A 23,708-nucleotide genomic window follows, 5' to 3' on the forward strand; every position below is an offset into this window, starting at 1 on the left:
CGGCCGACCCGTACCCCTGGAGGCGCGGCCTCCTGAGGAACGCGTGAGCCGGGGCCGATCGGCGGGAAGATATTTCCGTCGATCGGCCCCGGCCGTTCCGGTACGGTTCTTGATGTCCCTGCCAAGGCTTTGGCGGGGTCCTCTAACCCGTACCGGCGGGACATCCGGACATCCATGTATGTGGGGACGCTGTCCTTCGATCTGCTCCTCGGCGACGTACGGTCGCTGAAGGAAAAACGCTCCGTCGTGCGGCCCATCGTCGCCGAGCTCCAGCGGAAGTTCGCGGTGAGCGCGGCCGAGGTCGGCGACCAGGACCTGCACCGCAGGGCCGAGATCGGCCTGGCGGTGGTGTCCGGCGAAACGGGGCACCTCACAGATGTACTCGACCGGTGCGAGCGGCTCGTCGCCGCACGGCCCGAGGTGGAACTGCTCTCGGTGAGACGCAGGCTCCACAGCGACGAAGACTGAACACCGAGCAAGGCTTGAGAAGGAGTAGGACCAGTGGCCGACAACGCGCGGGCGAAGAAGCTGGCGGACCTCATCCGGGAGGTGGTGGCCGAGAAGCTGCTGCGTGGCGTCAAGGACCCGCGCCTCGGAACGCACGTCACCATCACGGACACCAGGGTCACCGGTGACCTGCGGGAGGCCACGGTCTTCTACACGGTGTACGGGGACGACGAGGAGCGGGCCGCCGCCGCGGCCGGCCTGGAGAGCGCCAAGGGCGTCCTGCGCTCCGCGGTGGGCTCCGCCGCCGGCACCAAGTTCACGCCCACCCTGACGTTCATCGCGGACGCCCTCCCCGAGAACGCCAGGACCATCGAGGACCTCCTCGACAAGGCGCGGGCCTCCGACGCCGCGGTGCGCGAGGTGTCCTCGGGCGCCGAGTTCGCCGGGGACGCCGACCCGTACAAGAAGCCCGGCGACGAGGACGACGCCTCCGCATGAGCACCGCAGCAAAGACGCCCGACGGACTGGTCATTGTCGACAAGCCGTCGGGCTTCACTTCGCACGACGTCGTGGCCAAGATGCGCGGCATCGCCAGGACCCGCCGGGTGGGCCACGCCGGCACCCTGGACCCGATGGCGACGGGGGTACTGGTCCTCGGCGTCGAGCGGGCCACCAAGCTCCTCGGTCACCTCGCCCTGACCGAGAAGGAGTACCTCGGTACGATCCGGCTCGGCCAGGACACCGTCACCGACGACGCCGAGGGCGAGATCACCTCGTCCACCGACGCCTCCAAGGTGACCCGTGAGGGCATCGACGCGGGGGTGGCCGCCCTGACCGGCGCCATCATGCAGGTGCCGTCCAAGGTCTCCGCGATCAAGATCGACGGCAAGCGGTCCTACGCGCGGGTGCGCGGCGGCGAGGAGTTCGAGATCCCGGCCCGCCCGGTGACCGTCTCCTCCTTCCGGGTCTACGACGTCCGCGAGGCCGTGGCCGAGGACGGCACACCCGTCGTCGACCTGGTCGTCTCCGTCGTCTGCTCCTCCGGCACCTACATCCGGGCGCTCGCCCGCGACCTCGGGGCCGGTCTCGGCGTCGGCGGCCACCTAACCGCGCTGCGCCGCACCCGGGTGGGCCCCTACGGCCTGGACGCGGCCCGCACCCTCGACCAGCTCCAGGAGTCGCTCACCGTGATGCCGGTGGCGACCGCGGCGGCCGCCGCCTTCCCGCGCTGGGACGTGGACGCGCGCCGCGGCTCGCTGCTGCTCAACGGCGTACGCCTGGACATGCCCGACGAGTACGAGAGCGGGAAGCCGGTCGGCGTGTTCGGCCCCGAGGGCACCTTCCTCGCGCTCGTGGAGAGCCAGAAGGGCAAGGCCAAGAGCCTCGCCGTGTTCGGCTGAGCCGCTCACCGTGGAGCGGGCGGACGGCCCGCTCCACGATCCCCCTCGACGGGGTCCATCCGCGCCGCCCCGGCGATTCACCCCTACGAGCGGGCGCTCGGAGTGAACCACCGGAGCACAGGGGGGCGCTTTCCCCGGGCGTCCTTCTCGGGCCGATCACCCCAGAACTACCGTTTCGGACATGGGACGCGGGGCGTGGGACGAGGACCGGGAGACGCTGGTACGGATCTGTGATCTGGCCGGACGGACCCGGGGGACGGGATTCGTCGCCGACGACCGGGGGACCGTCGTCACCAGCCACGAGGCCGTCGACGGGCTCAGCCGCGTGGTGCTGCACGCCCCCGGCGAACGCACCTGGCTCGCCGAGCGGGCCGACCTCACCCCGCTGCCCGCGGCGGGTCTCGCGCTGGTCCGCACCGACGGGCTCGGCGTGCGCCCGCTGCCGGTCTCGGCGCGCACCGGCGTCGGCGCCGGAACCTATGTGCGGGTCGCCGCCCACGGCTGGCGCGAGGCCCGCGTCCTCGGCACCTGCGCCGTCACCTACACCGCCACCGACCGCTTCCATCTCCTGGGCGACGCACTGGAGTTGGCGATCGGCACGGCAGGCAGCGAAGCCATGCGGCTGGGCGGAGAGGGCAGCGGCGGTCCCGTCGTGGACACCGCCACCGGCGCCGTCGTCGGCGTGGTCGGCACCGCCCTGCACACGGCCCACCGGGCCTGCGGCTTCGCCGTGCCGCTGCGCGCCGACGACGGTCCGCTCGGCGAGCTGCTGCGGCGCAACGCCGCCACCGTGCCGGCCTACGGAGCCGACCTCAACCTGGCCGGCGCCCTCCAGCTGACCGCCACCACCGTGGGCTCGGCCGGCGGGCCCGGCGGATGGCGCGACCCCGTCGAACGACCGGACACCGCCGCGCAGTTGGACGCCTTCGCGGCCGGGCACGCCCTCGTCCTCGGCCTCGTCGGGGATCCCGGTACCGGGCGCACCACCGAACTCGCGGCCCTCGCCGCCCGCCGGGCCCGCGGCGCCGAACCGGCCCCCACGCTCTGGCTGCGCGGCGCCGACCTGCGCTCGGGCGACGCCTCGGTCGCCGACGCCGTCACCCGCGCCCTCGCCCAGGCCGCCCGGATCGTCGCGGCCCCGGCCGCGCCCGACGGCGAGGAGGGCGTCCCCGACCGGGTGGCACGCCTGGCCCGGGAGGCCGGGCGCCCGCTGTACGTCCTGCTCGACGGGCCCGAGGAGATGCCGCCCGTCCTCGCCCACCGCCTCGCCGCGTGGACCGCGGGCACCGCAAAGTGGCTCGGGGCGGCCGGGGCCCGTCTGGTCGTGGCCTGCCGGCCCGAGCACTGGGAGCAGGCCGGGGCGCACTACCCCGCAGGCGCCCTGCACCCGGCGCCGCTGCCGCGCCTGCCCGACGGCGTGCGCGTCGGCGACCTCGGGCCGAACGAGGCCGCCGCGGTCCGCGAGCGCCACGGCATCGCCGGCGCCCCGCTCGCCGAGCGCGACGCCCGCCACCCGCTGACCCTGCGGCTGCTGGCCGAGGTGCGTGCCGCGCTCGTCGGCGAGGTGCCCGGAACCCCGGACCGCGAGGACGTGTTCGGCGCCCACCTGGACCTGATGTGCCTGCGCGTGGCGGTGCGCATCGCGGCCTCCGCGCGCCCCCCGGTGCGCGGCAGCGCGGTGCGCCGGCTCGCGGCCCGGGTGGCCGGCCGGGTCCACGAGGCCGCCCGGCGCTGTCTGGGCCCCGGCCAGGGCGAACTGGACCGCGAGTCCTTCGAGGAGCTCTTCCCCTGGCGTACCGGAGCCGCGTCCGCGGTGCTCACCGAGGGACTGCTCGTGCCGGCCGGGTCCGGCTACCGCTTCGCGCACGAGGAGGTCGCCGACTGGGTCCAGGCCGCCCACCTCGACCTGGACGCCGCCCTGTACGCCCTGGTGCACCGCTGGTACGAGGAGGGCGACCCGCAGGCCGCCGTACGGCTCCCGCCGCGCCCCGCCGTCAGTACCGCCGTCCCGGCCGGCCATGTGCCGCCCCCGCCCGGCTCGGGCCCCGCCCCCGACGGGCGTGCCCTGCCGGTGCCGCGGCACCGCATCGGACCCGTCCTCGAAGCCATGCTGCTGCTCGCCGGCCGGCAGGGATCGACCCGACTCGCCCTGAAACTCAAGGAGTTGGTGGAGGTACTCGACCGTCCCGCGGTGACCGGCGCGGGCCACGAGCGGTGCGCCGACGCCCAGTGGTGGGCCGTCCACCTGCTGACCGGGACCCTGCTGCGCGTGCCCGACGCCCGGCCCTACCAGGAGGTGCTGCGGCTGCTCGCCGACCGGATCGGCGACCGGTCCGTGCGCGAGGGGGGCCCGGCCGGCCTCGGGGCGCTCGCTGCGTTCGGACCGTGGTTCTGGACGCGCCTGCGGCTCGGTGAGGACGGCAGGTTCGAACTGCTGCGCCGCCTGGTGCCGGCCGACGGAGTGCCCGGGGCCTGCCCCGGCTGGGAGCGCTATCTCGACGCCGCCGACCGCCGGCTCACCGAGGAGCCCACGGTCGTCCAGCCGCTGCTGTGCCGCTGGTTCACCGACGAGCGGGCCCTGCCGGTGGCGCCCGGCACCGAGGTGCGGCCCACCGTCGCGCGCGCGGCCCAGGCCCTGCTGTACGCCCGCCGGTCGCTGGCCGTGGACGACCTCACCGAGGCGCTCGTGGCGACCGGCCACGTCCGCGCCGGGGAACTGCTCGTCCAGCTCGCCGAGGACGAGCCGTCCGCGCTCTGCCGGGCCGTGGACCGCTGGGCCCACGACGACCGGCCCGAACGCCGGGCCGCCGCCGCGCGGTACGGGCCGCGCGTGGCGCTCGGCATCCGCACCCCCGCCGACCGCGACCTGCTGCGCCACGCCGCCCTCGCGCTGCTCGCCCGCCCCGGTGACACCGCGCCGCACGGCGCCGCGTACGCCCTGCTGGTCCGCGACCCGCAGACCCGCGCCCGCCACCTCGACCCGGCGCTCACCGCCTACACGAGCGGCGCGCCCGGCCTTCCGGCCGCCGCGCTCGCCGCCGCCCTCACCACGCACCCCGAACCCGTCCTGGCCGCCTTCAGAACGCGGCTGCGCCAGGACGCCGCCGCCGTCGCCGACATCCTCGGCGCGCTCGCCGAGATCAACACCCCGGCGCTCGCCCGGCGCGCCGCCGCCCTCGTCCAGGAGCACGCCGAGGCCCACCCCGAGGCCGCCGGGCACGTCGCGGCCTTCGTCGACCGGCGCCTGGCCCACGGTCCGGCGGCCCGCGCGGTGCTCTTCCCGATGGTGACCAGCCTGCTGTGCGGCCGTGCCCACCCGGTGCGGTGCGCGCTCGTCCCCGTACTCGCCGCCCCCGCCACCCGCGCCTCGCGCCCGCTGCGCGCCGAACTGCTCGACGTCCTCCTGGACCGCGAACTGGACCGCGAACCGGACCGCGGGCCGGATGGCGGACCGGACCGCGAAGAGGACGGCCAACCGGACGGCGAATCGGACCGCGAATCGGAGCGCCAGCACCGCGGCGCGCACGACCGGAGCGTCCTGGACGCGCTCCTGACCGCCGCGGCCGACGGCGCGGACGAGCGGGCGCCGGCCCGCACCCGCGACCTCGTCCACCGCACCGGTCTCCTGTTCGGCCGTACGCCCGAGGGCGCGGCGCACTTCGACCGGCGCCTGGTCGAGCTGTGCGCCCGGGCGCCGGGCTTCGCCGCGCAGGTCGCCGGATGGCTGGTCCAGGCCCCGCAGGAGTGGGGCGCGGTGGTCGGCCCGCAGGCGCGGCGTGCGGTGGAGACGCTGGGCAGTCCCATGCCGATGCGTTCCCGGGCCGCCGGGCATGGCAGTCTTAGACCTGCATGACGCGTAAGGGTCAACGACGTACACGGGTTCGAGGAGCGGTCACAGTGCAGCGCTGGCGTGGCTTGGAGGACATCCCCCAGGACTGGGGGCGCAGCGTCGTCACCATCGGGTCCTACGACGGGGTGCACCGCGGACACCAGCTGATCATCGGCCGGGCCGTGGAGCGCGCCCGTGAACTGGGCGTGCCCTCCGTCGTCGTCACCTTCGATCCGCACCCCAGCGAAGTGGTCCGCCCCGGCAGCCACCCCCCGCTGCTCGCCCCGCACCACCGGCGCGCCGAACTGATGGCGGACCTCGGGGTGGACGCGGTGCTCATCCTTCCGTTCACCAGCGAGTTCTCGAAGCTCTCCGCGGCCGACTTCGTGGTCAAGGTCCTGGTCGACAAGCTGCACGCCAAGCTCGTCGTCGAAGGCCCCAACTTCCGCTTCGGGCACAGGGCGGCGGGCAACGTCGAGGTCCTCGCCGAGCTCGGCCGCACCTACGACTACGAGGTCGAGGTGATCGACCTGCGGGTGCGCGGCGAGGCGGGCGGCGGCGAGCCGTTCTCCTCCACGCTGACCCGGCGCCTGGTCGCCGAGGGCGACATCGAGGGCGCCGCCGAGATCCTCGGCCGCCCGCACCGCGTCGAGGGCGTCGTGGTGCGCGGCGCCCAGCGCGGCCGGGAACTCGGCTACCCGACGGCCAACGTCGAGACGCTGCCGCACACCGCGATCCCCGCCGACGGCGTCTACGCGGGCTGGCTGACCGTCCCCCTCTCGCCGGCCTCCGCCGAGCAGGGCGGCACCCCGGCCGGCGAGCGGATGCCCGCGGCGATCTCGGTCGGCACCAACCCGCAGTTCGACGGCACCGAGCGCACGGTGGAGGCGTACGCCATCGACCGCGTGGGCCTCGACCTGTACGGGCTGCACGTCGCCGTGGACTTCCTGGCCTATGTGCGCGGCATGGCCAAGTTCGGCTCGATCGAGGACCTCCTCGAAGCGATCGGCAACGACGTCAAGCGCTCCACCGAACTGATCGAGGCCTACGAGGCCGGACGCGGCTGACCGGGCCCCTCGCCCCGCCGGGCGGCGGCCCAGTGGCAGGCGACCTGCGCCGCGGCGCCGCCCGCGAGGACCGGCAGGTCCTCGGTGCGGCAGCGTTCGGCGACGCCCGCCCGTTCGGCCGCGCCCGACGCCAGGACCTGGCAGCGGGCGTGGAAGCGGCAGCCGCCCGGGATGCGGGACGGGTCCGGGGGCTCGCCGGTGAGCACCACCGGATCGCCCGGCGACTCGGGCAGGACCGACAACAGGGCCTGGGTGTAAGGGTGCTGAGGGTTCGTCAGGACGTCCTCGACCGGGCCCGTCTCCACGATGCGGCCCAGGTACATCACCGCGACCCGGTCCGCGATGTTCCACGCCAGGCCGAGGTCGTGCGTCACGACCAGCGCCGAGAGGCCGAGTTCGTCGCGCAGTCGCAGCAGCAGCGCCAGGATCTCGCCGCGCACCGACGCGTCCAGGGACGCCACCGGCTCGTCGGCGACGATCAGTTCGGGATCGAGGACCAGGGCGCCCGCGATCACCACGCGCTGGCGCTGGCCGCCCGACAGCTCGTGCGGGTAGCGCAGGAAGAAGCGCTCGGGCGGCCGCAGCCCCGCCCGCGACAGCGCCCGCGCCACCGACTCCCGCTCGTCGCCGGGGGATCCGTGGATGCGCAGGCCCTCGGCGACCGCGTCGTACACCGTGTGGCGCGGGTTGAGCGAGCCGCTCGGATCCTGGAGCACCAGCTGGACGCGCCTGCGGTACGCCTTCAGGGCGCGGGCGTGGTGGTCCAGGGGGCTGCCGTCGAAGGCCACCGTCCCGGCGGTCGGGGTGACGAGGCCGAGCAGGCTGCGCGCCAGGGTCGTCTTGCCGCAGCCCGACTCGCCCACCAGCGCCACGATCTCGCCCGCGCCGACGGTCAGTTCCACGCCGTCCACCGCCCGCGCGGGCGGATCGCCGCGCCGGCCGGGGAAGGTGACGTGCAGCGCGGACGCGGCGAGGAGGGGGCCGGTGGCGACGGTCATGCGGTGCTCCTCGACGGGGACTCGGTGTGCACACAGGCCGCCCGGTGCCCGGGGACCGCCTCGCGCAGGACCTGGTCGTCCAACGCGCAGACGCCGATCGCGTCCGGGCAGCGCGGATGGAAGGTGCAGCCGGCCGGCAGCGCCGAAGGATCGGGCGGATCACCCGGCAGGCCGCGCGGGGCCCGGCGCGAGGCCGGGTCGCCGATGCGGGGGAAGGCCGCGGACAGGGCCCGGCCGTAGGGGTGGCGGGCCGCCGTGTACACCTGGCGGGCCGGGCCTTCCTCGACGACGCGGCCCGCGTACATCACCGCGAGCCGGTCGCAGGTGTCGGCGAGGACCGCCAGATCGTGACTGATCATCAGGAGGCTGATGTCCTGGTCGGCCACCAGCCGCTCGATCAGCCGCAGGATCTGGGCCTGGATCATCACATCGAGGGCCGTCGTCGGCTCGTCCGCGACGATCAGCGCGGGGGAGCAGGCGAGCGCCATCGCGATCATCACGCGCTGGCGCTGGCCGCCGGAGAGTTCGTGCGGGTACGCCTGCGCCCGGGCGGCGGGCAGCCCCACCTGTTCGAGCAGCTCGCCCACGCGGGTGCGGGCCGCGGCCGGGCCGGCCAGGCCGTGCAGCAGGATCGGCTCGGCGATCTGGTCGCCGACGCGGTGCACCGCGTTCAGGGAGTGCATGGCCCCCTGGAAGACGATGGACGCGCCGGCCCAGCGCACCGCCCGCAGCCGCCCCCAGCGCATGCCGAGCACGTCCTCGCCGTCGAGCAGCACCGACCCGGTCAGGGTGGCCGACGCGGGCAGCAGCCGCAGCAGCGCCATCGCGAGCGTGGACTTCCCGCACCCCGACTCGCCCGCCACGCCCAGTTTCTGGCCCGGCGCGATCGTCAGGTCCACGCCGCGCACGGCCGCCGCGCCCGTCGCGTACGTGACGTGCAGGTCTCTGATCTCCAGCAGGCTCACCTGACCCCCAGCTTCGGGTTGAGGACGGACTCCACGGCCCGGCCGCACAGCGTGAAGGACAGCGCCACCAGCGCGATCGCGATACCGGGCGGCGCCAGGTACCACCAGTGCCCCGAGGAGACCGCGCCCGCCTCGCGCGCGTCCTGGAGCATGCCGCCCCAGGAGACCACCGTCGGATCACCGAGGCCGAGGAAGGCGAGGGTGGCCTCGGTGAGGATGGCGTTGGAGATGCCGAGCGTGGTCTGCGCCAGCACCAGCGGCATCACGTTCGGCAGCACGTGCCGGGACATGATGTGGCCGTGGCCGCCGCCCAGCGCCCGGGCCCGCTCGATGTAGGGGCGGGACTCCACCGCGATGGTCTGGGCCCGCACCAGCCGGGCCGTCGTCGGCCAGGACGTCACGCCGATGGCCAGGACCACCGTCCACAGGCTGTGCGACATGACGGTCGCCAGCACGATCGCGAGGACCAGCGTCGGCATCACCAGGAACCAGTCGGTGATCCGCATCAGGGCCGTCGCGAGCCAGCCGCCGTAGTGGCCGGCCAGGATCCCGACCAGGGTGCCGATCGCCACGCTCAGGGCCGCCGCCAGCAGTCCGACGGCGAGCGAGATCCGGGCGCCCCACACCAGCAGCCCGAGCAGCGAGCGCCCGAACTGGTCGGTGCCGAGCGGGAACCGGCCGCTGGGCGACTCCAGGGCGCCGCCCGGCGCATGCGTCACGCTCTGGACGTCCCCGCCGACGGTGAGCGGCGCCGTCAGCGCGATCAGGGCGATGACGACCAGGCCCGCCAGACCGTACAGACCGGCCCGGTGGGTGCGGTAGGAGCGCCAGAACCGGGCCAGCGAATCACGGCGGCGGGCCCAGGCGAGCGAGCCCGCCCGTTCGGGTGCGGCGGTCGTCGTCATCGTCCCGCCCCCTGGTGCCACGTGGTCGTCGTCATCGCCCCACCCTCGGATCGAGCAGCGGATACAGCAGGTCGGCAAGGAGGTTCATGACGATCATGGCGCCCGCGAACACCACGAACAGGCCCTGCACCAGCGGCAGATCGGGCACGCTCAGCGCCTGGTAGAACAGGCCGCCGAGCCCCGGCCAGGAGAACACCGTCTCGACCAGGATCGAACCGGCCGCCACGTGCCCCAGGTTGATGAACAGCATCGTGACCGTCGGCAGCAGCGCGTTGGGCACCGCGTGGTGACGGCGCACCGCGTCGTCGCGCAGCCCCTTGGCGCGCGCCGTCGTCAGATAGTCGCCGCCCATCTCGTCGAGCAGCGAGGACCGCATGACGAGCAGCGTCTGCGCGTACTGCACCGCGACCAGGGTGAGCACCGGCAGCACCAGGTGGTGCGCCACGTCCAGGACGTACGCGAAGCCGCTGGTGTCGCCCGACTCCATGCCCCCGGTGGGGAACAGGCCCGGGATCGGGCCCGCGCCCACCGAGAACGTGATGATGAGCAGCAGCCCCAGCCAGAACGAGGGCACCGACCACAGGGTCAGCGCGAGCCCCGTGTTGAGCCGGTCGCCGAGCCGGCCGTTGCGCCACGCCGACCGGGTGCCGAGCCAGATGCCGAGCGTCGAGTACAGGACCACGGCCGTCCCGGTCAGCAGCAGCGTCGCCGGGAGCTTCTCGGCGATGAGCGAGCCGACCGGTGCGTGGAACTGGTACGAGGTGCCCAGATCGCCGGTCAGCGCGTTGCCGCAGTACTGCGTGAACTGCTGCCACAGCGGCAGATCGAGGCCGAACTCGCGTCGGAGTTCGGCGAGTTGACCGGCCGAGACCTGACGGCCGTGGGTCATGGTGCGGACCGGGTCGCCGGGGATGATCCGGAACAGGAAGAAGCTGGTGACCAGGACGGCGAACAGGGAGACCACCGCCCCCGCCAGTTTGCCGCCCACATGGCGCAGATAGGTGAGCGCCGGGCCCGCCGCCGCGCGGCGCAGGCCGCGCGGCTCGGTGCGTGCCTCGGCGACCACCGCGGGCGTGTCGGCCGAACTCGCGGTCGTCACGGCCTACTCGCGGTCGTCGGCGCCGGCCCGGCGGCGCAGCACGAGGAAGGAACCGAGACCGGCCAGGACGATCACGCCGGCCACGATGCCGAGCACGACGCCCGCCGAGGAACCGTCGCCCGACGAGGTGCCCGAGGCGTTCGCCGGGACGGCCGACCACCAGCTCCAGTAGCCGTCCTGGCCGTAGATGTTGCCCGCGGACTCGGGCATCGTCGTGATCGACCGGATCTGGTCGGTGCGGTACGCCTCGACCGCGTTGGGATACGCCATGACGTTCATGTACCCGGTGTCGTACAGGCGCGACTCCATCTGCTTGACCAGGTCCGCCCGCTTGGCGGTGTCGTACTCGGCCGACTGCCGCGCGTACAGCTCGTCGAACTGCTTGTCGCAGATGAAGTCGTCGGTCTGCCCGGTCGCCTTCGGGGTGGCCGGCAGGGCGCCGCAGGTGTGGATCGACAGGACGTAGTCGGGGTCGGGGTTGACCGAGTAGCCGTCCAGGGCCAGGTCGAACTCGCCGGCCGCCCACGGGTCACTGACGTTGTCGACGCAGTCCACCCGCAGCCCGATGCCGAGCTTGCCCCACCACTCCTGGAGGTACTTGCTGACGGCCTTGTCGTTCGGGTCGATGGCATGGCACAGCAGCCGCAGGTCGAGCGGTTTGCCGTCCTTGCCGACGCGCTTGCCGTCCGGGCCCGCGCGGTAGCCCGCCTCGTCGAGCAGCGAGGCCGCCCGGCCCGGGTCGTACGCCACCTTCTGGCCGGCGGCCGGCTTCCAGAAGTAGTCGGCGAACCGGGGCGGGATGTAGCCCTCGCCCTCCACGGCGTGGCCCTGGAACACCTTGTCCACGAGCGTCCTGCGGTCGACGGCCGCGAACAGCGCGCGGCGCACCCGGGGATCGAGCAGCGCCGGATTGCCGTCACCGAACTTCGTGCCGTCCGCCGCCTGCGCGCCCGGGTTGGTGGCGAGCGCGAAGAAGCGCCGGCCGGGGGCGTCGTTGACCTTGACGTGCGGGGTGGAACTCAGTGAACTCGCCTGCGCGGGCGTCAGGTTGGAGACGAAGGAGACCTCGCCCTTCTGGAGCGCCGCCACCGCCGCGTCGTTGTCCTTGTAGTAGCGGAAGACCAGCTCGTCGAAGCGGGGTGCACCCCGCCAGAAGCTCTTGTTCGGCTTCAGCTTGATGTACTGGTCGACCTTGTAGTCGGTCAGCACGTACGGGCCGTTGCCGACGACGGGGAACTGCTGGTCGTTGTTGAACTTGCTGAGGTCGCCGACCTTCTCCCACACGTGCCGGGGCACGATCGGCACGTCCAGCGCCGTCATGGTCGCCTGGGGCTGCTTCAGTTCCACGACGAGGGTCGACGGGTCGGGCGCGGTGACCTTCTTGAAGTTCGTGACGAAGCTGCCGTTGGCGGTCGCCGCGCCCTTGTCGGTCATCATCGTGTTGAACGTCCAGGCCGCGTCGTCGGCCGTGGCCCGCTGCCCGTCCGACCACGTCGAGTCCTTGCGGATCGTGTACGTCCAGGTCAGCTTGTCCGGCGAGGCCTTCCAGGCGGTGGCGAGCCCCGGGACCGTGTGGCCGTCCTTGGGGTCGTAGTTCGTCAGGTACTCGTACATCAGGCGGTGCACGCTGGTACTGACGAGCCGTCGGGCGAGGAAGGGGCTCAGCGAGTCGACGCTCTGGGAGACGGCGACGGTGAGCACCTTCTGGCCGCCCTTGGCGTCGTCGGCCGCCGCGCCCTGGGCGGGCAGCAGGGCCCCCGGGGCGAGGGCGAGCGCCGCCGCGCCCGCGGCCAGCAGGCGGCGGGGCCGCGACGGTCGCACGGTCGGGTGCGATGGAACTGTTCTTGCCATGGGACGGTGACCTCGCGTCATCACTCGCACGGAAAAGCAGGGTTGATCGCAGGTTGAGCGCCGGGGGAACAGGAGGTGGCGGCCGGTGTGGGCGCAGGTCTACCAGCGGTGGTCTAGACGTGTCAACGGCGCATCGCAGGCCATTTGGTCTGCGAAAACACCGGAGGGCCCGCACCGTGCGAACGGTGCGGGCCCTCATTGGTCCAGTCCTGTGACGCCTTACTGCTGAGGGGCTGACGGGGGCTGCGGAACGTGTCCGCCGCCGTCCTGCGCGGGCCATCCGGGCGGCGGCACCGCCCCCTGCGCCTCGGGCTGCCCCGGCTGCGCCGGAGGCTGCGGGCCCTGGCCCGGCTGGGCCCCGTACGGCTGACCGGGGTACGGCTGCTGCGCCTGCTGCGGGAAGGCCTGACCCGGCTGCGCCTGCGGGGGCTGCGGCTGGGCGGGCTGCGCCTGCGGCTGCCCCGGGTAGGGCCCGCCGGGTTCGGGCTGCCCGTGGGCCGGGTAGGGCTGACCCGGGTACGGCCCGCCCGGCTGCGACTGACCCGGGTACGGCTGGCCCGGCGGCGGCTGGGGCGCTGCCTGCGGTTGTGCCTGACCGGGGAACGGCTGGGCGGGGGCGGCCTGTTGGCCCGGCATCGGCGGTGCCATGTGCGGGGGCGGGTTGAGTCCGTCGCCCGTCCACAGCCCTTGCTGCTGCTGGGCGCGTACGAAGTCCTCGGCGACCATGGCCGAGAGGTTGAAGTACGCCTCCCGGGTCTTGGGCCGCATCATGTCGAGGTCCACCTCGGCGCCCGCCGCCAGGTGCTCGTCGAACGGCACCACGATCACACCGCGGCAGCGCGTCTGGAAGTGCTGCACGATGTCGTCCACCTTGATCATCTTGCCGGTCTCGCGGACCCCGGAGATGACGGTGAGGGAGCGCTGCACGAGCTCGGCGTAGCCGTGCGCGGAGAGCCAGTCCAGCGTGGTCGAGGCGCTGGACGCGCCGTCCACGGACGGGGTCGAGATGATGATCAGCTGGTCCGCGAGGTCGAGGACGCCGCGCATCGCCGAGTACAGCAGGCCCGTACCCGAGTCGGTGAGGATGATCGGGTACTGCTTGCCCAGGACGTCGATCGCGCGCCGGTAGTCCTCGTCGTTGAACGTCGTGGAGACGGCCGGGTCCACGTCGTTGGCGATGATCTCCAGGCCGGACGGCGCCTGCGAGGTGAACCGGCGGATGTCCATGTACGAATTGAGGTACGGGATCGCCTGCACCAGGTCGCGGATGGTGGCACCGGTCTCGCGGCGCACCCTGCGGCCGAGCGTGCCCGCGTCCGGGTTGGCGTCGATCGCGAGGATCTTGTCCTGCCGCTCGGTGGCCAGGGTCGCGCCGAGCGCGGTCGTCGTGGTCGTCTTGCCGACGCCGCCCTTGAGGGAGATGACCGCGATCCGGTAGCAGGAGAGCACGGGCGTACGGATCAGATTGAGCTTCTGCTGCCGCGCCGCCTCCTCCTTCTTCGCCCCGGGCTTGAAGCGCGAGGCCCCGGCGGCCGGGCCCCGGCTGCTCTTCGGCTTCGGCTTGTTGTTGCGCAGCAGCCGGTCGGACGACAGCTCGACGGCGGCCGTGTAGCCGAGCGGGGCGCCCGGGTTGGACCGCTCGCGCTGGTCGTGCGCGATGGGCGCGGGCCAGGCGGCCCCGGCCCGGGGGTCGGCGGGCGGCACGTTCTGCGCCTGCGCGTCGCCGGGCCCCTGAGGCGCGGGGTGGCCCTGTATGCCGTCCTGCCCGTGCGGGACGGGCTGTCCCTGCGGGAGGGGCTGCGCCTGGGGGTGGGGCAGGCCCTGGAGCCCGGGCGCGGGCTGCGGCGCGGCCGGGGGAGTGGCCCCGGGCTGGGGGAAGCCGTAGCCCGCCTGCGGGGCGGGGGGCTGGGGTGCGGCCGGCGGGAAGCCGTAACTGCCTTGCGGGGTGGGCTGGTTGGGGGCGGGCGAGGTGGCTGCCTGCGGGGTGGGCTGGGGCTGGGCGGCCGGTGCCTGGTGGGGGAAGCCGTAGCCGGGCTGCGGGGCCGGGGGTTCGGCGGGGTTGGTGCCGGGCTGCGGGAAGCCGTAGCCGGCCTGGGGCGGCGCGGCGTCGGTGGGCGCGGGGGGCTGGGGTGCGGCCGGGGGAGTGGCCCCGGGCTGCGGGAAGCCGTAGCCGGCCTGCGGGGCGGGGGGCTCGGCAGGGTTGGTGCCGGGCTGGGGGAAGCCGTAACCGCCTTGCGGGGTCGGCTGGTTGGGGGCGGGCGGGGTGGCTGCCTGCGCGGTGGGCTGGGCCTGGGGGGCCGGTGCCTGGTGGGGGAAGCCGTAGCCGGGCTGCGGGGCCGGGGGTCCGGCGGGGTTGGTGCCCGGCTGCGGGAACCCGTAACCGGCCTGCTGCTGGGGCCACGCGGGCGCCTGAGGAGCGGCCTGGGCCGGGGCGGGCGTGGGCTGGGCCTGGGCCGGCCACTGCGGGGCCGTGGTCGGCGTGGCGGGCTGGAAAGCCGGGGGCAGCGGCGGCAGTCCGGGCTGCGGGGGCTGCTGCGGCGCGTGCTGCGGGGCCTGCGGCGGTGCGGCGGAGGCCGCCCACGGCTCGCTCACGGGAGGCGCGTCCTGGGGCTCGGCGGCCGGGGCGTCCGCCGGAACGGCGTCCTGGACCGGCGCCGCGTCTGCCGGAACGGCGTCGGTGACGGGCACCGCGTGTGCCGGTACGCCGTCCGCCACCGGTACGCCGTCCGTGACCGGTGCCGCGTCCGCCGGTACGGCGTCGGTGACCGGTGCGGGCTCGGCGGCGTTCGGGGCCTCGGGTTCGGTGGCGGCGGCCGTGGGGACGGCGTCGGCGGGAGTGGCGTCGGGCGAAGTCGTGTCCGCCGGGGCGGTCTCGGTGTGCTCGGCGGCGACGGGTGCCGGGTGCGGCGCGGCGGCCGGGCTCTCGCTCGGCGCGTCCTCGCGCGCGGGCGCGGCGTCGTCGGCCGGGGTCGCGAACGGCTCGGCCGCCCCGTGGGTCTCGTCCGGACGGGCCGGGACCGACGCGTCGCCGGACGACTCATCGGCGGCTGAACTGTGCGTGCCCGAGTCGTTCGCGTCGTTCGCGCCCGCGTCGTGCATGCCCGCGTCGTGTGCGCCCGCGTCGTACGAGGGGGCGTCCGATACGTCCGGAGCGTCGGGGGACTGCGCGTCGGCAGCGTCCTCGGGGTCAACGGGTTCGGTGGGGTCCGTCGTGCCGGCGGGGTCGGCGGAGGCCGGAGCGTTCGACGTGCTCGACGGGGCCGAGGCGCCGGCCCCGGACGGGCTGTCCTCGGGGAACGGGTCGAACGGTTCGAAGGGCTCGAACGGTTCGAACGGCTCGGCGGCGCCGGGGGAGGAGGTGGGAGCGGGCCCGGACGTGTTCGCACCGGCGGGGACCTCCGCCGACGGCGTCGCCGGTTCGCGCGGTGGCGACGCGGCAGGCGCGGGCGTGCCGTAGAGCGCCGACGCGGGGACGGCCGAGGGCGAGACGGACGGCCCGGCGGGCGTCGGAGGCACGGGAGTTGACGGTGCGTCAGCAATTGGGGGCGGCGGCGCGGATTCCGCACGCGCCGCGGCGGCGGCCGCTTCGAGCTGCTCGAACTCCCGCTTCAGGGCCGAGGGCGAGAAGCGCATCGTCGCCCCGCTCTCGATGTCACCGCCGCCGAAGGCCTGGCCCTGGCCCTGGCCCTGGCCGTGGCCCTCGCCCGCGGGGCGCGGGGGACGCGGGGCGGAGCTGGGCAGTGGCGGCGGCACCGTGCCAGGGAAGACGGGCGGGGGAGCCGACGACGACGCCGGGCTCTGGCCGGGCGGCGGCGTGAGGGTCCAGTTCGGCTGGAAACCGCCGTCGTGCGGCAGGCCGGGGACGTCGATCGGCGCGGAGCCGGGCGGCGGAGGAGGCAGCGCGGGGCCGGGGGCCGCGCTCTGCTCACCGGCCGGCGGCGCCGCGGGGGCCGGCGGGGTGTCCTGCGCGCCCTGGGTGTACCAGGCGGGCGGGGTGTAGTCGATGGTGAACTCACCCGTGTTCTCGGGATCGGCGTCGGACCGATTCTCGTCGCGTGCGTTTCCGCCGGTGCGGAACTGGTCCTGGTCGCTGCTCACCGGTTTCCTTTCGTTTTGCCTGTGACCGGGTCGTGGGCCGTGGAATTTCCTGGGCACATAACGGGCCGGGTGCGGGGCAGCCCCTCGGCGATGGTGCGCGCGGACGCGCCGTCGTGTGCGGTCCCGCCCGTTCCTGCCCCACCGCGAGCGCCGCGTCGTCCGGAACGTACGACCGACGCGTTCTCGCCGTGGAGTCCCTGCCCCCGGTCCGTCCCACCCTAATCGTCGTCAATACCGCCGCGGCAGGCCCGGCCGCCCCGAGCCGCTGTCCCTTTCGTCACCCTCGCCCCATGAAGGCCGCCCAAGTGACCACCCGGGGGCGGGGCGTGGAGGGCGAAAAGGGTCAGAACCGGTCAACTTGAGCCGCTGGTCCGTGACTCAGTCGACGCGTCGGGGCTTCCCCAACAATCCGGTCTCGGTGTCGGTCGCCCGGATCGTCACGAGGGAGCGGTCCCGTCCGTCGCACCACAGCGTCACGCCGTCGGCCAGCGTGGAGAGCCTCTCCTGTTCCTCGGGCGGCAGGTGTACGAGCCGGGCCAGGTGCGCGGCCTCCTGCGGCGAGACCCGCTGCACCCCGACGAGCCGTGCCCGGCGCACGAGCGGCGGCGCCGCCGGACCGGCGTACGGCAGCAGGGTGAGCACCGCCCGCCAGGGCGCCGACACCACCCGCCCACGCGGCGGACGCATCCCGCAGTCCCGTACCACCAGGACCGGTTCGCCCGCCGAGGCGCCGGGCGTCGGCACCCGGCCCACGTCATGCACCGCCAGGACGTTCCGGTCGGCGACGGCGTGCGCCAGCCCGGCCCAGGCCTGCGGCCGCCCGGTCTCCACGGCGACCCGCACGCCGGTCGCGACCGTCCGCAGCGCGAGCACCTGCGCCGTCCACAGCCCGCCGATGAGCACGAGGTCGTAGGTCGAGGGTCTGCTCACCGCGAGCACGGCAGGCAGGCCCCCGGCATCCACCCCGACGACCACTCCGTCGTCGCCGACCGGCAGGGCCAGACCGTCCAGCGCCTCGGTGGTCAGCGCATGGCGGCGGTGGCGGGGCCCGATGAGGCCGAAGCCGGTGCGCGGCGCGCGGCCCCCGCCCGGCCCGGGTGTCGTGGCGGCCATCAGCGGGCGCCGCCGAGCGGCAGCGTGGCGAGCATGCCCGGCAGTTGTTCGTGGTCGAGTGCCCGCAGGACCGTTCCCGTCTCGCGGGCCACCTGCTCCAACGCCCGCCGGGCGGAGGCCAGTTCGGCCTCGTCGCGGCCGGTGACCCGCAGATGGCCGCTCACGGCGCTCTCCCGCGCGCCGCCCGGGGTGACGGTGAGGCTGAAGCTGGCGGCGAGCGCCGGGACCGCGGTGAGGCGGGCCACCAGGTGCGGCAGCCCGCCGCCGTGCGCCGCGGCGTCGATCCTGGGCCAGCGGCGCACCCAGTACGTGGTGTGCCGGTGGTGGCCGCGGCGCCAGGAGTGGACCGATTCCTCGGTGCGTCGCGGCGCGTCCGCCCCGGCGACCGGTGGGGACGAGGGGCCGGTGGTCGCGCCGCCGGTCAGCGCGGTGACCGGCGGCTCGGCGCAGGCCGCTGTGGCCACCGCGTCCGCGAGCTCCTCCTCGGTCAGCACCGTGGCGCGCAGCCCCGCCGCGGTGAGCCGGCTCGCGAGGTGCAGCCCGGCGCGGGCCACGCACTTTTGCGCGCCCCGCAGTCCGCCGCCGCGCGCCGCCACCGCCTCGGGGCACAGCGCGGGATCCAGCTTCAGGGCGATCCAGGTGGCCCGGATGGCGGGCGGGTTCGGCGGGGCGTACGGCGGTGCGGAGTCGATGACGGCCAGGGACTGCCGAGGGAGGCGGGGCGCGGGCGCCGGCCGGGTGTGCAGCAGGATCTGCGCCGATTCGAGGCGGATGCCGTCCACGGCCAGCGCGTCCCGTACGAGGCTCAGCGGGAGCGGGCGCCCGCCCCGCTCGGCGCGCGGGGCCGTCCCGTCCGGCTCCACCTGGAGCACCACCGTGAGGAACCCGCCGTCGCCCAGCATCCCGATCGGCCGCTGGTCGCGGTCGCCGAAGCCATAGGTGCGCAGGGCGGGATCGCACTCCACGGCCGGCGCGAAGGCCGCGGGGGTGCCGGGCGGCAGCACCACGTCCGCCGCCCTGCGGGTGCGCGCCCTCAACGCCCGTGCGGCGACGAGCCGTTCGGGCAGCGGGCGTCCGCGGCGGCGCACCACGGCGAGCAGCACCAGCACTGCCGCGACCGCGGCCGCGGGCACCGGTGCCGGGGCGCCGACGGCCCGGGCCGCGAGCAGCAGAGCTGCCGCCGCCTCGATCAGGATCAGCTGTTGCAGCTGTGACGAACCCGGGTGCCCCGAACGGGACATGAGGCGGGGCGTCACCGCGCCGGCCGGCGCGCGCAGGGGTGTCCGGCGGCCCCGGAGCGAGGGATTCCGCCCCGTACCGGCGGGTGGTGAGGCGCCGGGCCCCGGCGTGGAGCGCGCCCGCGTGCCTGTCGGCGAAACCATCCCGGCATCCTCCAGCCTGTCCGAAATCCCTTGGCCGACAAGGCCCTTGAGGATCCGGGCGTCCCGTCCGGCCCGGACGTACGATCACGTGACGGGCATAGTAGAGGGCCGGTCCGGCAACGGCGGGCCGGCGGGGCGGGCTCCGCTGGGGAGCAGCGGGAGCCGCCCGGGAGCGACGGAGAACGCGGACACCCATGGCATCACGGCGGGACGAGCTCAACGCGTACACCTTTGCGAAGCGTCGCACACTCGCGTCGTTCGTCCAGCCCTCGCCGACGGGTTCGGAAGAGGGCGCCCCGCGCCCGTTGCGGGCCGTGCTGCCGGGGGCCGTCGTGGCGGTGGTGCTCGTCGCCGCGTCCGGGGCGTGGGGGATGTTCCGGCCCGCCGCGCCGCCCGGCTGGGACACCCCCGGCGAGAAGGTCATCATCGCCAGCCGCTCCACGACCCGCTACGTCGTCCTGACCACCGACGGCACAAGGCAACTGCACCCCGTCCTCAACATGGCCTCGGCCAAGCTCCTGCTCGACCCGGGCAAGGGCCAGGTCGTCAACGTGGACGAGTCCGTCCTCGACCGGGGCTCCCTGACGCGCGGCGCCACCCTCGGCATCCCGTACGCCCCCGACCGGCTGCCCTCGCCCGACGAGGCCGCGGCCCCCAAGCGCTGGGCGGTCTGCGAGCGCCCGGGCGGCGGCGGCCGGGCCGTCCAGAAGGCCGTGTTCGTCCTCGCCGACCGCGACCGGCACCGCACGGAAGGCGCGGGGCGGCTGACCGGGGGCGAGCTGATGTACGTCACCGGAGCCGAGGACGGGGCCCGCTACGTGGTCGACGCGCGGGGCACCAAGTACCGGGTCGGCTCCGACGAACTCCTGCTGCGCGCCCTGGTCGGCGCGGGCCGACGGCCCGAGCGGGTCTCCCAGGCGTGGCTCGACACCCTGCGCACGGGCGATCCGATCGCCTTTCCCGAGGTGCGCGGACCCATCGGCGACCCGGCGGGCGTACCCGGCGGCCTCGCCCCCGCCGCGAACCGGATCGGCACGGTGCTGCGGGCCACGAACGGCGCGGGCGCCCAGTACTACCTGGTCCAGCGGGGCAGGGTCTCGCCCGTCTCCGACTTCACCGCGAAACTGCTCCTCAGCAGCCGCCGGCTCGGCGGCCTGATGACGACCGGACAGGCCGTCGCCGCCAACGCCTCCAGGTTCCGCCCCGAAGCCGCCGAGTTCGCGGGCGGCCGGCACTGGCCCCGCCCGATGCCGGTGGCCGTCAACGACGCGGGCACCGAACCGGACCGCCGCAACACGGTGTGCACCGTGCTGCGCGCCGTCGACCCGGCCACCGGCGCCACCACCCTGAGCACCTGGGCCGGCACCGACTTCCCCGCGCCGCTGCCCGCCGGCTCCAGCAGCGCGTACGTCACCCCCGGATCCGGCCAGCTCTTCCGCCAGATCCAGGGCTCCGAGACCGGGGCGGGCGGCGTGTTCCTGGTGACCGACACCGGGCTGCGCTACGCGATGCAGTCCAATGGCGACAGCGCCGAAGGCGACGCGGGGCCGGACCCCGGCGCGGGGCAGGGCGGGCGGCGCGAGCGGCTCGACGAGGAGGCCCGGCAGGCCCAGACCCGGCTCGGCTACGCCAAGTCCGAGCCTGCTCCGATCCCGATCGGCTGGTCCACGTTCCTGCCCACCGGCCCCCGGCTGTCCACCGGGGCGGCCCGCCGGCCCCAGGGCTCCTGAGCGGCGGCCCGGCATGACGTACACACGCGAGGCCCTGGCCCTGAAGGGCGCCGCCGCCCTCACCGCCCTCTGGGTGCTGGCGGCCCCGGCCCTCGCTGCTCCGGCCCCGGTCCTCGCTGCTCCGGCCCCGGCCCTCACCGCTCCGTTCGCGGTCGCGGTCGCCCCGGCCGACAGCGGGGACGGCGACCGGTGCACCTTCCCCGCCCGGCCCTATCCCGGCCGGCCCTGGGCCCTCCAGCGCGTACTCCTGGACGAGTTGTGGCACCGCTCGACGGGCGCGGGCGTGCGGGTCGCCGTGATCGACACCGGAGTCGACATCAGGAACCCGCAGCTCAAAGGCGCCGTCGACACGTCCTTGGGCACGAACCTGCTGCCCAGGGGCCTCAAGGACGCGACCGGGCGGCCACTGGAGCGCGGAGCGGAGAACGGCACGACGGACCCGGTCGGGCACGGCACCAAGGTGGCCGGCATCATCGCGGCCCGGCCCGCCCCCACCACCGGCTTCGTGGGTCTGGCGCCCGGGGCGACGATCATCCCCGTCGCCCAGAACGACGCGGACGGCCACGGCACCGCCGAGACCCTCGCCGAGGCCATCCGCCACGCGGTCGCCGCAGGCGCCCGGATCATCAACATCTCGCAGGACACCGCCGACGCGGTACGCCCGGCGGCCACCCTCAAGCGGGCCGTGGACGCGGCGCTGGCCCGGGACGTCGTGGTGGTCGCCTCCGCCGGCAACGACGGCCTGGGCGGCAACGTGAAGGCGACCTACCCGGCCTCCTATCCCGGTGTTCTCGCGGTCGCCGCCTCCGACCGCAACAACGAGCGGGCGGCGTTCTCGCAGTCCGGCGCGTTCGTGGGGGTGGCCGCGCCCGGCGTCGACATGGTCTCCACCGTGCCCGGCGGCGGCCACTGCGCCGACAGCGGCACGAGCTTCGCGGCGCCCTACGTCGCGGGCGTGGCCGCGCTCATCAGGGCCAGACACCCCGGCTGGACCGGACGCGAGGTCGTGACCCAGATCGAGCAGACCGCCGAACGGGCGGTGGCCGGGCACGACCGCCTGGTGGGCTGGGGCGTGGCCGACCCCGTGCGCGCCCTCACCGAGGACGACCACCCCCTCCGTGCCCCGGCCGCCCACGAGGGCGTCACCCCCGCCCGCGCCCCAGCGCCCGCCGTCCTCCACCCGGGCGAGAGCGACGAGGAGCGCACCCGCCGCCTGGCCACCTATGTGGCGGTGGGGGCGGCCGTCCTGGTGGCGGTCCTGAGCGGGGCCGCGGTGGCGATCGGGGAAGCGCGGCGCCGGCGGGTCACCCGAACTGAGTAGATGGACGCCGCTGACCGCCGTTCCCCCGTCCGGGGTCAGGATCTGCGGGCCAACCGGGCTGCCGCGCAAGCCCGTTGAGGGCGGCACACCCGCCGGGAGCGCCGGACCGGCACGGCGTGCGCCTCCCCGTCCGGGTGACCCGCCACTTCCGGCCCTCACCCGGACGGGCGACCGCACGAGCACCCCCGCCGGCCCGGAGGCCGTCCGGCGCCCCGATGTCCGGACCCGGGCCGCCCCGACGCAGGGGCGCGGGCCCCTGGCGCTCGGCACAGTGGTGCGGGCCGACGTCCCGCGGGCGCCGCGCCGCGCCGCAACCACCGGCAACGAGAGGGAGGACGGGAATGTCACAGGGTCAGCGGGTGTCCGACAGCGACATGGTCGCGCTCGAAGGGAAGATCCTCGAACGGTTCGAATCGGTCAAGGGCCAGCTCAACCACCTGCAGAACGTCATCAACGGCCTCGAAGGGGCCTGGGAGGGCATCGGGGCCCGCGCCTTCGACCGCAAGCAGACGAGCATCAACCACCAGATGGCCCACCTGGGGCGGCTGCTCCTGGACTTCCTGGAAGCCATGAAGGCGACCCGCACGGCCAAGGGCGACAGCGAGGACGAGGTCCACAGGGCCCTCATGGGCATCGACGTCGTGGACGGCTACAGCGGCGACGCGGGCGCCACCGGCGCGATCACCTCGAACCTCAGCAGCTACTAGGCCCGGAACAGCCCCACAGAATCGGGAGAGCCATGCCCAGCGACAACGGCGACGTCCTCGGCGTCACCTACGGCAGCCTCGAACTCGCGGCCGAGGACATCCGGCGTCAGGCCGACAAGCTCCAGCAGGACCTCGACGAGATCCGCGGTCTGGTCGAACGGGCCGCCCACACCTGGCAGGGCGAGGCCCACGACGCCTACGCGGCCAAGCAGCGGGAATGGAACAGCACCGCCTCCGCCGTGCACACCTCGCTGATCCAGATCGCCCACGCCGTCGCCGAGGCCGGCCCCGCCTACCGGGCCGGTGACCACAGGGCGGCCGGACACTTCCAGTAGGAGACCCGGCACCGGAACGGGGTGGGCACGGCCCGGCGGCGCCCACCCCGTCGTCGTACGCACCGCCTACTGCGCCGGACCCGCCTCCACGCCCCCGTTGCGCACGGACGGCTCCAGGTCGAACTCCCCGTCCCGTGCGCCCAGAACGAACGCCTGCCACTCCGCCTCGGTGTAGCGCAGCACCGTCGAGGGGTCCGCGGAGGAGCGCATCGCCACCGCGCCGGCCGGCAGGTACGCGATCTCCACGCGCTCCTCGTCCTCGGACGTCCCCGGCGCGCTGTGCCACTCCACCCCCGAGATGTCCAGGGCGTACAGCTCGTTCTTCTCGCGCTCCTTGCGCTCCTTCAGTTCCCTGTCCTGTTCCTCAGTCATGACGGAGCGATTCCTTCCAGACGTGCCGACCCGGACGTGCCGAGCGGGGGCGGTGGCGCCAACCCGCTGTCCGGCCAGCCTACTTGGCC

Annotated in this window: 18 protein-coding genes; 9 read left to right on the plus strand and 9 right to left on the minus strand. The window is 74.9% G+C overall.

Features of this window, described 5'->3' with window-relative positions; genetic code table 11:
- Positions 1-174: 174 nt before the first annotated feature.
- The 5 genes from ACGF3I_RS20815 (at position 175) to ACGF3I_RS20835 (ending at position 6,743) form a co-directional block, all read left to right on the plus strand.
- Positions 175-468, plus strand: a complete 294-nt coding sequence (locus ACGF3I_RS20815; protein ID WP_393134069.1) for a DUF503 domain-containing protein — start codon at positions 175-177, stop codon at positions 466-468.
- Between the two features lie 33 nt (positions 469-501).
- Entirely contained in the window at positions 502-945 is a 444-nt protein-coding gene (gene rbfA, locus ACGF3I_RS20820; protein WP_393134071.1) for a 30S ribosome-binding factor RbfA, read from the plus strand.
- The gene (gene truB, locus ACGF3I_RS20825; protein ID WP_393134073.1) at positions 942-1,847 is read left to right on the plus strand and encodes a tRNA pseudouridine(55) synthase TruB; all 906 of its coding nucleotides are present in this window, start codon (positions 942-944) and stop codon (positions 1,845-1,847) included. The genes rbfA and truB overlap by 4 nt, the downstream gene beginning before the upstream one ends.
- A 181-nt stretch (positions 1,848-2,028) precedes the next feature.
- Complete coding sequence (locus tag ACGF3I_RS20830; RefSeq protein WP_393134074.1) at positions 2,029-5,700, plus strand: trypsin-like peptidase domain-containing protein; 3,672 nt, start codon at positions 2,029-2,031, stop codon at positions 5,698-5,700.
- A 44-nt stretch (positions 5,701-5,744) separates the two neighbouring features.
- The gene (locus ACGF3I_RS20835) at positions 5,745-6,743 is read left to right on the plus strand and encodes a bifunctional riboflavin kinase/FAD synthetase (RefSeq protein WP_393134076.1); all 999 of its coding nucleotides are present in this window, start codon (positions 5,745-5,747) and stop codon (positions 6,741-6,743) included.
- Here the strand turns inward: ACGF3I_RS20835 and ACGF3I_RS20840 are convergent.
- The 8 genes from ACGF3I_RS20840 to eccE form a co-directional block, all read right to left on the minus strand.
- The gene (locus ACGF3I_RS20840) at positions 6,722-7,741 is read right to left on the minus strand and encodes an oligopeptide/dipeptide ABC transporter ATP-binding protein (protein WP_393134078.1); all 1,020 of its coding nucleotides are present in this window, start codon (positions 7,739-7,741) and stop codon (positions 6,722-6,724) included. The two genes, ACGF3I_RS20835 and ACGF3I_RS20840, sit on opposite strands and share 22 nt — an antisense overlap.
- On the minus strand, positions 7,738-8,706 hold the full coding sequence (locus ACGF3I_RS20845) for an ABC transporter ATP-binding protein (RefSeq protein WP_393134080.1): 969 nt from the start codon (positions 8,704-8,706) through the stop codon (positions 7,738-7,740). Before ACGF3I_RS20845 ends, ACGF3I_RS20840 begins: the two co-directional genes overlap by 4 nt.
- Complete coding sequence (locus ACGF3I_RS20850; protein ID WP_393134082.1) at positions 8,703-9,611, minus strand: ABC transporter permease; 909 nt, start codon at positions 9,609-9,611, stop codon at positions 8,703-8,705. The genes ACGF3I_RS20845 and ACGF3I_RS20850 overlap by 4 nt, the downstream gene beginning before the upstream one ends.
- Positions 9,612-9,642: 31 nt before the next feature.
- Positions 9,643-10,710, minus strand: coding sequence for an ABC transporter permease (locus ACGF3I_RS20855; RefSeq protein ID WP_393134084.1), 1,068 nt, complete (start codon positions 10,708-10,710; stop codon positions 9,643-9,645).
- Positions 10,711-10,713: 3 nt separating this feature from the next.
- The gene (locus ACGF3I_RS20860) at positions 10,714-12,561 is read right to left on the minus strand and encodes an ABC transporter substrate-binding protein (protein WP_393134086.1); all 1,848 of its coding nucleotides are present in this window, start codon (positions 12,559-12,561) and stop codon (positions 10,714-10,716) included.
- Positions 12,562-12,780: 219 nt separating this feature from the next.
- Complete coding sequence (locus tag ACGF3I_RS20865) at positions 12,781-16,659, minus strand: SCO5717 family growth-regulating ATPase (RefSeq protein ID WP_393134088.1); 3,879 nt, start codon at positions 16,657-16,659, stop codon at positions 12,781-12,783.
- 378 nt (positions 16,660-17,037) lie between these two features.
- The gene (locus tag ACGF3I_RS20870) at positions 17,038-17,772 is read right to left on the minus strand and encodes a hypothetical protein (protein WP_393134090.1); all 735 of its coding nucleotides are present in this window, start codon (positions 17,770-17,772) and stop codon (positions 17,038-17,040) included.
- Complete coding sequence (gene eccE / locus ACGF3I_RS20875) at positions 17,772-19,154, minus strand: type VII secretion protein EccE (protein WP_393134092.1); 1,383 nt, start codon at positions 19,152-19,154, stop codon at positions 17,772-17,774. Before eccE ends, ACGF3I_RS20870 begins: the two co-directional genes overlap by 1 nt.
- Before the next feature lie 194 nt (positions 19,155-19,348).
- Between eccE and eccB the strand changes: the two genes are divergently transcribed.
- The 4 genes from eccB (at position 19,349) to ACGF3I_RS20895 (ending at position 23,247) form a co-directional block, all read left to right on the plus strand.
- Positions 19,349-20,884, plus strand: a complete 1,536-nt coding sequence (gene eccB, locus ACGF3I_RS20880) for a type VII secretion protein EccB (RefSeq protein WP_393134094.1) — start codon at positions 19,349-19,351, stop codon at positions 20,882-20,884.
- Positions 20,885-20,897: 13 nt separating this feature from the next.
- A complete protein-coding gene (gene mycP / locus ACGF3I_RS20885) occupies positions 20,898-22,205 on the plus strand; it encodes a type VII secretion-associated serine protease mycosin (RefSeq protein ID WP_393134096.1) in 1,308 nt (435 codons plus the stop codon).
- A 341-nt stretch (positions 22,206-22,546) separates the two neighbouring features.
- Complete coding sequence (locus ACGF3I_RS20890; protein WP_393134098.1) at positions 22,547-22,912, plus strand: WXG100 family type VII secretion target; 366 nt, start codon at positions 22,547-22,549, stop codon at positions 22,910-22,912.
- A 32-nt stretch (positions 22,913-22,944) separates the two neighbouring features.
- Positions 22,945-23,247 carry a WXG100 family type VII secretion target gene (locus tag ACGF3I_RS20895; protein ID WP_393134100.1) on the plus strand — a complete coding sequence of 101 codons (303 nt, stop codon included), beginning with the start codon at positions 22,945-22,947 and terminating at the stop codon, positions 23,245-23,247.
- Positions 23,248-23,313: 66 nt separating this feature from the next.
- Here the strand turns inward: ACGF3I_RS20895 and ACGF3I_RS20900 are convergent, their stop codons facing one another.
- Positions 23,314-23,619 (minus strand): DUF397 domain-containing protein, encoded by a 306-nt coding sequence (locus ACGF3I_RS20900; protein WP_393134102.1) that lies wholly within the window; start codon positions 23,617-23,619, stop codon positions 23,314-23,316.
- Positions 23,620-23,708: the final 89 nt, after the last annotated feature.

Source organism: Streptomyces sp. NPDC048111 (assembly GCF_043202815.1).
Classification (GTDB): Bacteria; Actinomycetota; Actinomycetes; order Streptomycetales; family Streptomycetaceae; genus Streptomyces.